This window comes from Streptomyces sp. NPDC059989 (genome assembly GCF_042736975.1).
Lineage (GTDB): Bacteria > Actinomycetota > Actinomycetes > Streptomycetales > Streptomycetaceae > Streptomyces.
Genome location: NZ_JBHWUO010000035.1, coordinates 16,898 through 31,728, shown reverse-complemented (window position 1 = coordinate 31,728; position 14,831 = coordinate 16,898). Strand labels below are relative to the sequence as shown.

Annotated in this window: 13 protein-coding genes; 10 read left to right on the top strand and 3 right to left on the bottom strand. The window is 73.3% G+C overall.

Annotation, left to right across the window (positions count from 1 at the left end):
- Positions 1–55 precede the first annotated feature (55 nt).
- Together ACFWBN_RS27420 and ACFWBN_RS27415 are read left to right on the top strand one after the other, a co-directional pair.
- Positions 56–1,096 carry a MupA/Atu3671 family FMN-dependent luciferase-like monooxygenase gene (locus tag ACFWBN_RS27420; RefSeq protein WP_385180243.1) on the top strand — a complete coding sequence of 347 codons (1,041 nt, stop codon included), beginning with the start codon at positions 56–58 and terminating at the stop codon, positions 1,094–1,096.
- Positions 1,097–1,109: 13 nt separating this feature from the next.
- The gene (locus tag ACFWBN_RS27415) at positions 1,110–2,054 is read left to right on the top strand and encodes a TauD/TfdA family dioxygenase (protein ID WP_385180241.1); all 945 of its coding nucleotides are present in this window, start codon (positions 1,110–1,112) and stop codon (positions 2,052–2,054) included.
- A gap of 55 nt (positions 2,055–2,109) precedes the next feature.
- Here ACFWBN_RS27415 and ACFWBN_RS27410 read toward each other — a convergent pair whose 3' ends face one another.
- Positions 2,110–2,757, bottom strand: coding sequence for a LuxR C-terminal-related transcriptional regulator (locus ACFWBN_RS27410; protein ID WP_385180238.1), 648 nt, complete (start codon positions 2,755–2,757; stop codon positions 2,110–2,112).
- The gene (locus tag ACFWBN_RS27405; RefSeq protein ID WP_385180235.1) at positions 2,742–3,962 is read right to left on the bottom strand and encodes a sensor histidine kinase; all 1,221 of its coding nucleotides are present in this window, start codon (positions 3,960–3,962) and stop codon (positions 2,742–2,744) included. The genes ACFWBN_RS27410 and ACFWBN_RS27405 overlap by 16 nt, the downstream gene beginning before the upstream one ends.
- Before the next feature lie 109 nt (positions 3,963–4,071).
- On the opposite strand from ACFWBN_RS27405, the gene ACFWBN_RS27400 reads away from it, so the two are divergent.
- From ACFWBN_RS27400 to ACFWBN_RS27370, 7 genes are all read left to right on the top strand, one after another.
- Complete coding sequence (locus ACFWBN_RS27400; RefSeq protein ID WP_385180232.1) at positions 4,072–4,839, top strand: ABC transporter ATP-binding protein; 768 nt, start codon at positions 4,072–4,074, stop codon at positions 4,837–4,839.
- Positions 4,839–7,220 carry an ABC transporter permease gene (locus tag ACFWBN_RS27395; RefSeq protein WP_385180230.1) on the top strand — a complete coding sequence of 794 codons (2,382 nt, stop codon included), beginning with the start codon at positions 4,839–4,841 and terminating at the stop codon, positions 7,218–7,220. Before ACFWBN_RS27400 ends, ACFWBN_RS27395 begins: the two co-directional genes overlap by 1 nt.
- 305 nt (positions 7,221–7,525) lie before the next feature.
- A complete protein-coding gene (locus tag ACFWBN_RS27390) occupies positions 7,526–8,227 on the top strand; it encodes a thioesterase II family protein (RefSeq protein ID WP_385180227.1) in 702 nt (233 codons plus the stop codon).
- Positions 8,228–8,277: 50 nt separating this feature from the next.
- On the top strand, positions 8,278–10,053 hold the full coding sequence (locus tag ACFWBN_RS27385; protein ID WP_385180224.1) for a fatty acyl-AMP ligase: 1,776 nt from the start codon (positions 8,278–8,280) through the stop codon (positions 10,051–10,053).
- Positions 10,050–11,753 carry an acyl-CoA dehydrogenase family protein gene (locus tag ACFWBN_RS27380; RefSeq protein WP_385180221.1) on the top strand — a complete coding sequence of 568 codons (1,704 nt, stop codon included), beginning with the start codon at positions 10,050–10,052 and terminating at the stop codon, positions 11,751–11,753. The genes ACFWBN_RS27385 and ACFWBN_RS27380 overlap by 4 nt, the downstream gene beginning before the upstream one ends.
- Complete coding sequence (locus tag ACFWBN_RS27375) at positions 11,750–13,435, top strand: acyl-CoA dehydrogenase (RefSeq protein WP_385180218.1); 1,686 nt, start codon at positions 11,750–11,752, stop codon at positions 13,433–13,435. The genes ACFWBN_RS27380 and ACFWBN_RS27375 overlap by 4 nt, the downstream gene beginning before the upstream one ends.
- Positions 13,436–13,545: 110 nt before the next feature.
- Positions 13,546–13,830 carry an acyl carrier protein gene (locus ACFWBN_RS27370; protein ID WP_385180215.1) on the top strand — a complete coding sequence of 95 codons (285 nt, stop codon included), beginning with the start codon at positions 13,546–13,548 and terminating at the stop codon, positions 13,828–13,830.
- 110 nt (positions 13,831–13,940) lie between these two features.
- On the opposite strand, the gene ACFWBN_RS27365 is transcribed toward ACFWBN_RS27370, so the two are convergent.
- Complete coding sequence (locus ACFWBN_RS27365; RefSeq protein WP_385180212.1) at positions 13,941–14,159, bottom strand: MbtH family protein; 219 nt, start codon at positions 14,157–14,159, stop codon at positions 13,941–13,943.
- A gap of 356 nt (positions 14,160–14,515) precedes the next feature.
- On the opposite strand from ACFWBN_RS27365, the gene ACFWBN_RS27360 reads away from it, so the two are divergent.
- Entirely contained in the window at positions 14,516–14,722 is a 207-nt protein-coding gene (locus tag ACFWBN_RS27360; protein ID WP_385180209.1) for a hypothetical protein, read from the top strand.
- Positions 14,723–14,831: the final 109 nt, after the last annotated feature.

Sequence of the window (14,831 nt, the reverse complement as noted above, 5' to 3'; positions counted from 1 at the left end):
CCCCACCCCGCCCGCTCCCCCACCCGCACCCACCCGGACCACCGAAGGACCGTCCATGGACCTGAGCCTTTTCTACTTCGCGCACGACTCCACCGCGCCGGGTCAAGCCGGCCGGTACGAACTGCTGATCGAGGGGGCGAAGCTCGCCGACCGGGCGGGGCTCGCCGCCGTGTGGACGCCGGAGCGGCACTTCGACCCCTTCGGCGGGGCCTACCCGAACCCGGCCGTGCTCGGCGCCGCCCTGGCCATGTCCACCCAGCGGGTGGGCATCCGCGCCGGCAGCGTCGTCGCCCCGCTCCACCACCCGGCCCGGATCGCCGAGGAGTGGTCGGTGGTGGACAACCTGTCGGGCGGCCGGGCCGGCGTCGCCTTCGCGTCCGGCTGGAACACCGTCGACTTCGCCCTGCGGCCCGAGAACCACGCCGACCGGCGCACCCTGGTCCGCGAGACCGCCGAGGAGGTCCGCCGGCTGTGGCGCGGCGAGGCCCTCGCCACCACCGACGGTCTCGGCCGCCCCGTGGAGATCCGGGCCTACCCGCCCGCCGTCCAGCCCGAGCTGCCGATCTGGCTGACCTCGGCCGGCGGTGTGGACACCTTCCGGGCCGCCGCCCGGATGCGCGCCGGCATCCTCACCCACCTGCTGGGCCAGTCCCTTGAGGAGGTGGCCGGCAAGATCGCCGAGTACCGGCGGGTCGCCGCCGAGGAACACGAGGGCTGGGGCGGCCACGTCGTCCTGATGCTGCACACCCTGCTCGGCGACGACCTCGACCGGGTGCGCGAGCAGGTGCGCGGGCCCTTCACCCACTACCTGAAGAGCTCCGCCAACCTCACCGCCAAGTCGTTCACCGGCAAGGACATCGACCTGTCCGAGCTGAACGCCGAGGACATGGACTACCTCGCGGCACGCGCCTTCGACCGCTACTTCGAGACCGGAGGCCTCTTCGGCAGCGTCGAGCGCGCCGCCGAACTGCTGCCGCACATCAGGGCTCTGGGCGTCGACGAGATCGGCTGCCTCGTGGACTTCGGAGTGGAGTCCCGGGCCGTCCTCGACGGCATCGAGAAGCTCGGAAAGCTGAACGAGATCATCTCCCGATGAGACAGGAGACGTCATGAGCACCACCCTGCGGGCGGACCGGACCTGGTCCCCGCGCGAGATCACCGGAGCCGAGGCCGAGGGCCGCGGCCTGGCCGAGCACCTCACCGAGCTCGCCGCCGAGGGTCTCACCGACCTGCTGACCGAGCACAAGGCGCTCGTCTTCCGCGGTTTCGGAGTCACCCCCGAGTCCGTCGAGCCCGTCCTCGACCGGCTGCTGCCCAACCGGCTGCCCTACGTGCACGGGAACTCCCCGCGCACCCGGGTCAAGGGCAACCTCTACACCTCCACCGAGTACCCGCAGCGCTTCACCATCTCGATGCACAACGAGCTGAACTACGCCCGCCGCTGGCCGGCCCGGCTCGCCTTCTACTGCGAGGTGGCCGCCGAGTCCGGGGGCGCCACCCCGGTCGTGGACGGCGCGCTGTGGCTGGAGTCCCTGGACGCCGAGGTCCGCGAGGCGTTCGCCGGCGGGATCCGCTACGTGCAGAACCTGCACGACGGCTACGGCCTCGGCAAGAGCTGGCAGGACACCTTCGAGACCGACGACCGGGCCGAGGTGGAGCGCTTCCTGGAAGCCTCGGAGGCCGAGTGGGAGTGGGGCCCGGACGGCATCCGCGTGGTCCAGCACCGCCGGTCGACCACCACGCACCCGGTGACGGGCGCCGAGGTCTGGTTCAACCAGGCCGACCAGTGGCACCCGGCCGGCCTCGGCGACGAGACCGCCAAGGAGCTGTACGACATCCTCCCGCCGGAGGAGTTCCCGCAGTACGTCACCTTCGCCGACGGCAGCCTCATCCCGGACGGGTACGTCACCCAGATCCGCGACCGGGGCCTGGAGCTCGCCGTGGACGTCGACTGGCGCGTCGGCGACGTGCTGCTGATCGACAACGTGCTGACCGGCCACGGCCGGCGCCCCTTCGAGGGCTCCCGCCGCATCCTGGTGGCCATGTCCGACTGACCGCGCGGACCGCGCCCCCGTTCTCCCCGGGCCACCGGGGAGGACGGGGGCCCCGTCATGCCCGCAGGAAGGCGAGGACCGCCAGCACCCTGCGGTGGCCCTCGGTGTCCACCGGCAGGTCCAGCTTGGCGAAGATGTTGCCGATGTGCTTGTTCACGGCCGCCTCGCTGATGAACAGGTCCGCGGCGAGACGGGCGTTGGACCGGCCCTCCGCGAGCAGGCCGAGCACCTCGCGCTCCCGGGGGCTGAGCCGCTCCAGGGGGTCCTGGCGCAGCCGTACGAGCTGGTGGATCACCTCCGGGTCCACCACCGTCCCGCCGGCCGCGACCCGTTCGATCGCCGCCGTGAAATCGGCCACCGCGCTCACCCGCTCCTTGAGCAGGTAGCCCACCCCGGCCCCGCCGCCCGAGTCCAACAGGCCCAGCGCGTAGGAGCGTTCCACGTACTGGCTGAGGACGAGCACGGGCAGCCCGGGGAACTCCTCGCGCAGCCCCACCGCCGCCCGCAGACCGTCGTCGCCCATCGTCGGCGGCATCCGCACGTCGGTGACGATCAGGTCGGGCCGGTCGGCGCGCACGGCCCCGACCAGGGCGTCGGCGTCGCCGACCGCCGCCACCACCTCGTGGCCGAACCGCTGCAACAGCCCGACCAGGCCCTCGCGCAACAGGACGGCGTCTTCCGCCACGATCAGGCGAAGCGACACGGAACCTCCACATGCAGCAGGGTGGGACCACCGACCGGGCTCGAAACCCGCATCCGGCCGTCGAGCGCCGTGACCCGGTCGGCGAGACCGGTCACCCCGCTGCCCGCCTCCGGATCGACACCGCCGCGGCCGTCGTCCGTGATGTCGAGGATCAATAGATCGGAATGGTACCGTCCGTGCACCTTCGCGGTCGTGGCCCCACTGTGTTTGGCGATGTTCGTCATGGCCTCGTTGATCAGGTAGTACATCGTCGTCTCCAGCTTCCTGGGCAGCCGTTCGGGCAGCCGCAGGTCCACCGTGACCGGGATCGGGAACCGGCCCGCGTAGTCCTCGATCGCCGCGACCAGCCCGTGATCGGCCAGCACCGGCGGATTGAGCCCCCGGATCAGGGCCCGCAACTCCTGGTGGGCGGTGGACAGCTGGCCCTCCGCCTGGGTGAGCAGCTCGGCCTGGGGCGACCCCTCCGGGGTGTCCAGCCGCAGCATCGCCAGGGTCATCCCCAGGGAGACCAGCCGCTGCTGCGCCCCGTCGTGCAGATCGCGTTCGATCCGCACCCGCTCGGCGTCGAAGGAGTCCAGCAGGCGGGACTGAGAGGCGCGCACCTCGCGCAGCTCCTCCCCGAGCTCCCGGTCGCGCGGGGCGAGGAAGGTGCGGGCCATGGCGGCCCGCGCCCCCGCCCACGAGGTCACCGTGTAGGGCGAGGCGAGCAGCACGATCCCGCCGAAGACCGTCCAGGGCCAGGTGTCGCCGTCCACCGAGGCGATGGTCATGGCGGGCACCCCGAAGGAGAAGCCCAGCACCAGCAGGTCCAGCCACCACAGCGCGGCCGCCGAGACCAGCGTGAACATCAGCTCCCGCCAGGTCACCTGCTCCTTGAGGCGCGTGGCCAGCCAGGCCTTGACCCCGGGCTCCTCCGGGCGGCGGTGCGGATCGGGCAGGTGGTCGAGGTCCACCAGCCGCAACCGCCGGCGTTCCACCGAGGCCACCACGGTGGAGGCCAGCACCATCCCCACCAGGGGCGCGATGCCGATCAACACCACCAACAGCGCGAGCCCCGCCGCCAGACCGACCGCGAAGACCATGACGGCCGCCGCGCCGACCAGGACGCCCCCCGACAGATAGGCCAGGGACCGCCAGGGCCAGCTCGAGGTCAGGAAGCTCAAGGGGCGCTGAGCCATGGCCTGCCAGGCCGTTGTAGGACGCATGGGATCACCGTAACCCGGCCCTTCGAGCCGGTGGGGTAGAGCTGTCTCTACCTCAGGAGTAGAGGGTGGATCAGTGCCCCGCCCACCCCTCCTGCAGTGAAATCGACCCATGACGACAACGAGGCAAACCCCCGTACAGGACGCGGTCGAACTCCACGGAGTGCGCAAGGTCCACGGCGCCGGCGACCGCTCCGTGACCGCGCTGGACGGCGTCTCCATCGGCTTCCCGCGCGGCACCTTCACCGCCATCATGGGCCCTTCCGGCTCCGGGAAGTCCACCCTGCTGCAGTGCGCGGCGGGACTGGAGCAGCCGACCGACGGGCGGATCGTCCTCGCCGGATCCGACATCGGCCAGATGAACGAGAAGGAGCGCACCAAGCTCCGCCGCGACCACATCGGATTCGTCTTCCAGGCCTTCAACCTCGTCGAGTCGCTGACGGCGGCCCAGAACGTGGAACTGCCGTCCCGGTTCGCCGGCCGCCGCGTCGACCGCGAGCAGGTCGCCAAGGCGCTCGCCGCGGTCGGTCTCGCCGAGCGCGCCGGCCACCGCCCCAGCGAGCTCTCCGGCGGCCAGCAGCAGCGCGTCGCCCTCGCCCGCGCCCTGGTCACCCGGCCCGACGTGCTCTTCGCCGACGAGCCCACCGGCGCCCTGGACACCGTCACCTCCAAAGAGGTGCTGCAGATGATGCGGATGCTGGTCGACCAGGAGGGCCAGACCACCCTGATGGTGACCCACGACCCGGTGGCGGCCGCCATGGCCGACGTCGTCGTCTTCCTCAAGGACGGCCGGATCGCCGACCGCGTCCCGCTCAGCCGGGACGCCAACGGCGGCAACGCCGCCGCGATCGCCGCCCACATGGCCGGGCTGGAGGCGTGATGCTGATCCTCGCGAACGTACGCGAACGCTGGTCCGGATTCCTCGGGGCCTTCATCGCCGTCCTGGTGGGCGTGGCCCTCATCACCACCACCCTGGTCATCTACGACTCCTCCCGCCCCACCGTCCAGCCCCGGTACGCCGGCACCGCCGCCCTGGCCCTGCCCGAGCAGGCCCTCGACGCGGACGGCAGCCCCGAGGACCGGATCCCGTGGAGCAAGGCCGAGGCCGAGCCCCTGCTGGCCGGACTCGACGCGGTCCCCGGAGTGGCCGGCGTCGTGGTGGACCGCTCCTTCTACGCCCAGGCCATCGTCGGCGACAAGCCCGTGACCGACGAGGGCGCCCTGGAATCCGGCCACGGCTGGGACAGCACCCGGATGGCGCCGTACAAGCTGGTCTCCGGCAAGGCCCCGAGCGGCGACCGCGAGGTCGTGGTCGACCGCGCCCTGGGCGCTGCCGTCGACAGCGAACTCACCGTCAACATCACCGCGGGCCGCGAGCGGTTCACCGTCGTCGGCACCGTGGACGGCCCCGGCTACTACTTCAGCGAGGCGTTCGCCGCCAAGCAGCAGCCCGGCGTCCGCGCCATCGCCCTGATCGCCGACAAGGGCGCCTCCGCCGGCGCGATCGCCTCCGGTGCCAAGAAGGCGCTGGGCGGCAAGGGCACCGTGGTCTCCGGTGACGGCCGCTCCGCACTCCAGCCCGAGTACATCGAGCACAAGCGGTTCCTCGGCGTCCAGCTCATCAGTGCCATGGCGATCCTCGGCCTGTTCACCACGGTCTTCGTCGTCGCCTCCATGCTGGTCCTGGCGACCGGCATGCGCCGCCGGGAGATCGGCCTGCTGCGCACCATCGGCGCCGGCCCCGACCAGGTCCGCCGCATGATCCTCGGCGAGGCCGCCGTGGTCGGTGTGCTCGGCTCGATCGCCGGCTGCCTGGCCGGCATCGCCGCCACCCCGCTGCTGCGGGGCATCCTCAAGGGCCTGGACGTGACGCCGCCGAACCTGGAGATCACCGTCTCCGCCTGGCCGCTGCTCGCCGCCTCCGCGATCGGCATCGGCGTCAGCGTCATCGGCGCCTGGGCCGCCGGCCGCAAGGCCGCACAGGTGGCCCCGATCGAGGCCCTGCTCGACAGCCGGTCCGCCAACCAGGGCATGGGCCGCGGTCGTTGGATCGCCGGCCTGGCCGTCCTCGGCACCGGAGTCGTCCTCGCCATCGGCACCGCCACCACCGGCGCCGACAACCGCATCAACATGGCGATCTTCGCCACCATGACGCTCATCGTCGCGGCGGCCCTGCTGACCCCCGTCTTCGTGGGCCACATCGGCCGCGCCCTGACCGCGCCCTTCCAGCGGAACGGTTCGGCCGGTCCGGTCCTGATCCGGGCCGAGATGGTCGCCAACTCCCGCCGCGCCGCCTCCCTGGTGGCCCCCGTGATCGCCGCCGTCGGCTTCGCGGTCCTGCTCAGCGGCATCGTGGAGACGATGCGGGTGGCCTACCCGGCGGGCGAGGCCCTCAAGGTCGCCGGCCAGACGATCGTCACCCCGGCCGGCACCCCCGGCAACACCGACGAGGTCGTCGCCGCCAACCCGGTGGGCAAGGCCTCCCTGCCGACCCGCGCCTTCGTCTCCGCGGCCGCCGACAAGCAGACCGTCCTGGACGTCCTGGGCACCCGCGACCAGCGCTGGAGCAAGCCGGGCGAGGCCGTGCTCGGCGAGCGGACCGCCAAGGAGCTGGGCCTGAAGCAGGGCCAGAGCGTCCCGGTCCGGTTCGCCGACGGCGCCACCGTCACCCTGCGGGTCGGCGAGGTCCTGCCCGACGACCCGGCCCGCGGCGACTTCGTGGTCCCCCGCGACCTGGTCCGCGCCCACGACCCGTCCGCCCTCACCGACGACATCTTCGTACCGGCCGAGGCCAAGGCGTCCGACGCCGTCCCCGGCACCGCCCTGCACGACGCCGCGGCGTACGCCCTGGCCGACTACAACACCGACTCCAAGCTCACCGACAGCCTCGCCAACATGCTCATCGTCATCGCCGTCGGCTACAGCGTGATCGCCGTCGCCAACAGCATGGCCATGGCCGCCCACGGCCGGCGCCGGGACTTCGCGGTCATGAAGTCCGCCGGCGGCACCGTCCGCCAGCTGCTCCTCCTCTCCGTCGGAGAGACCGCGATGGTCGTCATCGTCGGCGCCGCCCTCGGCATCCTGGTGACGCTGCCCCCGCTGGCGGGCATGGCCTCCGGCCTCTCCCAGGCCACCTCCTCCGACGTGAGCCTGCACCTGAACACCGGAGCCATCACCTGGGCGGTCATCGGCACCCTGCTGGCGGCGATCGCGGCCGGGGTCACCGTCACCTGGCAGACGATGCGGAGGAAGACGGCATAGGACGGGACGAACGCCCGCGAGGGGCGAGGGACACGCCGGACGGCGGCCCCGGGGGACATCCCCCCGGGGCCGCCGTTCTCGTGCGCCCAACCGACCCCGACCGACCCCGACGGACGGAACAACCCCCAGGAAACCGGACACACCCTCCCCCGAGCCCGTCGCTTATAGAGCACGGATAGCGCCACTGACTGTGCTGGTCGGTGCAAGCGCGATGGGAGGCGATGACAGTGACCGTTCCGGACCTGCGTACGCAAACACGGTGGCTCAGGGAATTCCGCAGGGTGGCCCGGCCCCGGTGCCGGCTCGTGTGCGCCCCACACGCCGGCGGCACCGCGCACGCGTACCGCACCTGGCCCACGGGCCTGCCGTCCGACGTCGAGGTGCACGCCGTGCAGTACCCCGGCCGCCAGGACCGGCTCGGCGAACCCGCCCCCACCAGCATGGACGACCTGGTCGGCCCGGTCGCCGACGCGCTGGAGCCCTTCCTCGGCGAACCCCTGGCCCTGTTCGGCCACAGCATGGGCGCCATCGTCGCCTACGAGGTGACGCTCGAACTCGAACGCCGCCACGGGCAGGTCGTGGACCTGCTCGCCGTCTCCGGCTCGCGCGCCCCCCACCACCGGGAGGAACACGACCGGCACGAACTGGGCGACGCCGAGCTCATCGAGGAACTCCGCGGCCTGAACGACTCCTTCGAGGACCTGCTGGCCGCCCCCGAGCTCCTCGACCTGGTCCTGCCCTCCATCCGGGCCGACTTCGGCGTCGTCGGCCGCTACCGGCGGACCACGCCCGAGCCCGTCCGCGCCCCCCTGCTCGCCCTCGGCGGCACCACCGACCCCGACGTCGGCCCCGAGGACCTGCCCCGCTGGCGCGCCTGCGCGGGCGGCGCCTTCAGCACCCGCACCCTGCCCGGCGGCCACTTCTACCTCACCGACGAGCAGCCCGTCCTCGACGTGCTCACCCCCTGGCTCCCCGCCCGTCGCCCCGCCGCCCACCGATCCGCGTGACCCGGCGCTCCGGGCCGGCCCCGACCCCACGACACAGGAGTACGCGCAGCATGGTTGACCTGTCCGGCGCCACGAACGTCGTCGAGATCTTCACGGAGCACGCCCGCGCGCGCGGCGACTACCGCGCCGTCGCGATCGTGCGCGACCCCTCCGACCCCGCCACCGCCCAGTGGCTGACCTACGAACACCTGGACCGGGCGGCCCGCGTCTGCGCCCGCGAGCTGCTGCGCTCCTGCCGCCCCGGCGACCGCGTGCTGCTCCTCCAGCCGAACTCCGCCGAGTTCGTCGTCTCCGTACTCGGCTGCTTCTACGCCGGCCTGGTCCCCGTACCGTCCTCGATGCCCGGCCGCTACAAGCAGGACCAGCGCCGCGTCCGCGGCATCGCCCGCGACGCCGAGGTGAGCTGCGTGCTCACCGCCCCGGACGAGCTGGCCGACGTGACGGCCTGGGCCGAGGAGCAGCAGCTGGACGTCCCGGTGCTCATCCCGGACGTCGACCCGGCCCCGCTCGACGAACCGTTCACGCCCCACGCCGCCGGCCGCTCCGACCTGGCCCTGCTCCAGTACACCTCGGGCTCCACCAACGACCCCAAGGGCAGCCGCGTCACCCACGCCAACCTCCTCGTCAACGCGGCCGCGATCGACACCTACCTGCCCGTCCTCGAAGGACAGCGCTACGGCGGCTGGCTGCCCAACTACCACGACATGGGCCTGATGGGACACATCCTGTCCCCGCTCCTCGTCGGCCACGGCATCGCCCTGATGACCCCGGCCGCCTTCCTGCGCCGCCCCCGCGCCTGGCTGGAGCTGATCGACCACTTCGACATCGGCCTGTCCGCCGCCCCCAACTTCGCCTTCGAGCTGTGCCTCACCCGCGTCCCCGAGGACCAGATCGCCGACCTCGACCTCTCCCGCTGGTCGCAGACCATCAGCGGATCGGAACCGGTCAAGGCGAGCGTCCTCGCGGACTTCGGCGCCCGCTTCGCCGCCGCCGGCCTGCGCCCCGAACAGATCACCCCCTGCTACGGCATGGCCGAGACCACCCTGCTCATCTCGACCACCTCCAACCGGGTCCCCGTCGTCCTGAACTGCGACCCCGCCGAGCTGGAACAGGGCCGGGTGGTCCCCGCCGCCGAAGGCACCGGACGCGCCCTGGTCAGCTGCGGTGAGCCCCGCGAGCTCGACGCGCAGATCGTCGACCCGGCGACCGGCCGGGCCCTCCCGCCCGGCACGGTGGGCGAGATCTGGCTGCGCGGCCCCCTGGTGGTCGACGGCTACTGGCGCAACGCCGAGGCCACCGAGGCCACCTTCGGCCGCCACCTCGCCGACGACCCCGAGGACCAGGGCGGCTGGATGCGCACCGGAGACCTCGGCACCCTCGTGGACGGCGAGGTGTACGTCACCGGACGCATCAAGGAGATGATGATCGTCCGGGGCCGCAACATCTACCCCCACGACATCGAGCACGAACTGCGCCAGCAGCACGAGGAGCTGCGCGACACCGTCGGCTCCGTCGTCACCGTCCCCACCGGCCTGGACACCGAGGGACGCCTCGTGGTCATCCACGAGGTCCGCCGCCGCTCCGCCGACGAGGAACTCGCCCGCCTCGCCGCGAGCATGCGCAACACCGTGGCCCGCGAGTTCGGCCTGCGCGCCGACTCCGTGCTCCTCATGCGGCGCGGCGCGGTCCGCCGCACCACCAGCGGAAAGATCCAGCGGGCCACCATGCGCGCCCTCTTCGCCAACGGCGAACTCGAACCCCTGTGGGCCGACGGCTACGCGGCGGCCGAGCCGGCCCTCGCCACCGCGGCGGGGGAACGCGGATGAGGACGTCCGACCTCGACACCCGGCTCACCGGGTGGTCCCGGCCGGGCGGCCCCTTCGACACCGACCTCCTCGCCGCCCACGACGAGGCCGAGACCTTCCCCGCCGAGGCGTGCGCCGCCCTCGACGGCTGGGGCCTGCCCGAGTACTACGTACCGGTCCGGCACGGGGGCCGCCTGGACCGGCTGGACGAGGTCCACGCCCTGCTGCGCGGGATCGCCGCCGTCGACCTGACGGTGGCCGTGGGCCACGGCAAGACCTTCCTCGGAGGCGCCTGCGTGTGGGCCGCGGGCTCCGAGGGGCCCGCCGCGCTGCTCGCCCGGCACGTCCTCGCCGGCGAGCCCGTGGCCTGGGGGCTCACCGAGCCCGGCGGCGGCAGCGACCTGCTCGCCGGCTCCCTCACCGCGACCCGCCACGGCTCCGGCTGGCGCCTGAACGGCCGCAAGTGGCCGGTGAACAACGCCACCCGGGGCAACCTCATGTGCGTCCTGGCCCGCACCGACCCGGCCGGCGGGGCGCGCGGGTTCACCGTCTTCCTGATCGACAAGCGCTCCACCGCCGCCGACACCGTCCGGCCCCTGCCCAAGCTGCCCACCCACGGCATCCGGGGCGCCGACATCAGCGGCGTCGAGTTCCTGGACGCGAGAGTCCCCGCCCACGCCCTCGTCGGCACCGTGGGCGGCGGCCTCGAACTCGTCCTCAAGGCCCTCCAGCTCACCCGGATCATCTGTGTCGCCCTGTCCCTGGGCGCCGGCGACCACGGCCTGGCCCTGCTCCGCCGCTACCTCGGCGAACGCCGGCTCTACGGACGGCAGCTGGCCGACCTGCCCCACGCCCGGTCCGTCGCCGGCCGGTCCGTCACCCGCCAGTTCCTGGCCGAGGCCCTCTCCCACACCGCCGCCCGCGCCGCCCACGAGGTGCCCGAGGAACTGAGCGTGGTCTCCGCCGTCGCCAAGGCGTCCGTCCCCGGCCTGGTCCAGGGCCAACTGCGCCTGATCGGGGACCTGCTCGGCGCCCGCGGCTTCCTCACCGGGGTCGAGGGGTACGGGGTCTTCGCCAAGGTGGAACGCGACCACCAGGTCGTCCCCCTCTTCGACGGCAGCACCTGGGTCAACCGGGCGGGTCTGGCCGCGGCCCTGCCGCTGCTGCGGCCCGGCCGGCGGACCGGCGGCTCCGCCTCGGCGCCGCCCGCCGACTGGCTGCGCGAGGAGCACCGGCCCGCCCCCTTCGACCCGCGCCGGCTGCGGCTGATGGCCCCCCGCGACTCCGTCCTCGGCTCCCTGCCCGGCCTGGTGGCCGATCTCGCCTCCGGCCCGCAGTCCGACGCGACCGCCGAGACCGTCCGCCTGGCCCGCTCGCTCCTGGCCGAGTACGAGCGCCTGGGCGCGGACCTCGCCGGCATCCGCCCCACCGGCGGTCCCCCGAGCACCGCCGCCATGCGGCTCGCCGAACGCTACGAGTGGTGCTTCGCCGGCGCCGCCGCGCTCGCCCTGTTCAGCGCCCGGCCCCGGCACCACGACCGTCCCTGGTGGCGGGACGGGCTGTGGCTGCGCGGCTGCCTCGCCCTGGTCCTGGAGAACCTGGGCACCCGGCCGCCCGAGGCCGCGGCCGTGTACGACCGGCTCGGCGCGCTCCTGGTGGGCGAGGCCGGCGCCCACGTCACCGTGCTCGACGAAGACGCATCGGTGGAGGTGCCCGCATGATCGACTTCCGGTCCCGTACGGACCACCTGGAGAAACTGCTCGGCGACCCCTGGGACGAGGCCAACCCCACCGGCTTCGCCGCGACCGTGGCCGCCGACGAACGCGAGGAGACCGCGCCGGCCGCCGGGGCCGCCCTCGACGGGTTCGGCATCCTCGCCGAGTTCGTCCCGGAGGGGCTCGGCGGCCGGTTCGCCCGGGCCGACCACATGATCGAGCTGATGCGCTCGGTCTACCGCCGCGATCCGGCCCTGGGCCTGGGCCACTGCGCAGGCCAACTCCTCGCCGGCGTCAACGTCTGGACCGCCGGCTCGCCCGAGCAGCAGAGGGCCGCCGCCGACCTGCTCCTCGACGGCCGCAAGATCGCCTGCGCCTTCCACGAACTCGCCCACGGCAACGACATCGGCGCCGCCGAGTTCGCGGCCGACCCGACCGGCGCAGGCCTGCGCCTGCGCGGCCGCAAGGAGACCATCGCCAACCTCGACCGGGCCGACGCCCTCGTGGTCCTGGCCCGCACCGACCCGGGCGGCGGGCCCCGGTCCCGCTCCCAGCTCTTCCTGCCCGCCGCCCGGCTCGACCCCCGGCACGTGCGCTTCCTGCCGAGGTTCCGCTCCGTCGGCATGCGCGGGGTGCGCCTGGGCGGCATGGAGGTGACCGACCTGCAGGTCCCCGCCGACGTGCTGCTCGGCGCCCCGGGCACCGGCGTCGAAACCGCGGCCCGCGCCTTTCAGGTGACCCGCATCGCCCTGCCCGCCATGAGCACCGGCCTGCTCGACACCGCCCTGCGCGTCACCCTGCACCACACCCGCCGCCGCCGGCTCTACGGCCGGGAGGCCGCCGCCATCCCGATGGTGCGCACCACGCTGGCCGAGGCCTTCGCGGACCTGCTGATCTGCGAGGCGTTCTCCCGCACCGCGGCCCGCGGCCTGCACCTGCGCCCCGAATCCGGCAGCGTCCACGCGCCGGCGGTGAAGTACCTGGTCTCCGGGATGCTCCTGGACGCCGTTGAGCGGCTCTCCCTGGTCATGGGCTCGGAGTTCTACCGCCGCGACGGCGAGCACGCCGTGTTCCAGAAGCTCGCCCGGGACGTCAAACCCATCGGCTTCGGCCACATCGCCCGCGCGGCCTGCCTGTCCGCCCTGCTGCCCCAACTGCCCGGCCTGGTCGGCCGGGCACGCCGGAGCCCCGCCCCGGCGCCCGCCGCCCTGTTCACCGCCGAGGCCGAGCTGCCCCCGCTGGACCTGCCCGGACTGCGGCTGGTCGCGGGCGGCCGGGAGCCGCTCGCGGCCTCGCTCCGCGCGGCCCTCGACGAGGACCTCCCGCCGGCGGTCCGGCCGCTCGTGGAAGAACACGTACGACGCCTCGACGAGCTCGCCGACGCCGGCGCCGCCCTGCGGCCCCGGGACCTGTCGATCTCCGCCGACGTCGCCGTGCGCGAGCTCGTGGCCCGCTACACGGTGGCGCTCGCCGCCGCCGCGTGCCTCGGGGTCCACCGCCACGCGCCGGCCGGTGACTTCCTGTCTCGGCCCGAATGGCTGGCCGCCGCGCTCACCCGGCTCGCCGGATGCGAGTCGGCGGCCCCCGTCGACCTCCCGTCGGAGGTGGAGGGGGCGCTCGTCGAGGAGCTCGTGGACCGCGACGACCGCCGGCTCTCCTTCGGCCTCGCCGCCCGCCCCTACGCGTAGGGGCGGGCACGCCCGCCCCCATGCCCCGCCCCACATCCCCCCCCCACACACACACCCTCGCCCCTCTGTCCCTTCGTCCCTGTGTTCCTTCACGACCCGAGGAGAATCCCGTGACCACGCCCGGTTTTGACCCCACCGTTCCGGCCGACCTGGAGGCATGGCTCGTCGAGCGGGTCGCCGAGTACCTGCCGGACCTCACCGAGACCATCGACCCGTACCGGGAGCTCGGCGAGTACGGCCTCGACTCCATAGCGGTGGTGGCCTTCACCGCCGACGTGGAGGACCGGCTCGGCATCGCCCTCGACCCCACCGCCGTCTGGGACTACCCGACCGTCGCCCAGTTGGCGAAGTACATCGCGGGCGAGCTGGACGAGCGGCGTCCGCAGGCCGCCTGACACGTCGCCCGTGTCGCCCGGCGCCACCCCGTGCCGGGCGACACGGCGCGGACGCAAAGGAAGGGGGCCGCGGTGGTGATCCCGCCGCGGCCCCCTTTCCCGTGCGCGGATCAGGCCGCGTCGCCCGCCATCGCCCGGACCAGGCTGAGCGGGCGCATGTCGGTCCAGCTCTCCTCGACGTACGCGAGGCAGGCGGTACGGGAATCCTCCCCGTGCACGGCCCGCCAGCCCGCTGGGATCTCGGCGAACGCCGGCCACAGCGAGTGCTGACCCTCGTCGTTGACGAGCACGTAGTACGACGCCTCGTCGTTCTCGAACGGATTGGCCACGGTGACACCTCACAAGTGCGCGCGGAACTGCGGTCGGTGAGAGCCTCGGACGCCCGTCTACAGCATTCCTACGGCGCCGTCCCCGCCCGGCGGCCGTGCGGGCGCCGGACCCCCGGGGCCCGGGGGCGGGGCCGCCCGGGCGGGGGACGCCGCGGGCCGTCGGCGCCGGTGCTGTCAGTTTGATGCCATCGCAACAGGTTGACGCTTGCTTTACCTGGCGGAGAGCCGAAACCGATGGCCAGAATCATTCTCGTGGAAACACGCCGACACCGATCGGAAGACCGCCGATGAGAACACGGTGCGTATCCGTAAGTGTGGGGCGATCAGAGTACGAAAGACATTGGGGGAGTTCGGAAATGAAGTCCGCAGTATTCTTCCAGAAGGTTTCCGTCATCATCGCCGGTATCGTCGTTCTGCTCGCCGCGCCGACGGCCGCGGGCACCGCCTTCGCCGACGAGCAGGAGCCGGGCTGGCAGACCCCGACGCCCGTGGTCGGGGACATCCTCCCCACGGTGATCCCCGAGCCTGGCTGGCAGATTCCCCCGGCGGGCATCTCCGGATGACCTCTTGAGCAATTGACACCGAGATCACCCCTCCCCGACGGATCGGGGAGGGGTGATCCTTTTACTCGCGAGTACGTGTTACACTGCGCGGCGCCGTGGAGGACTTGGG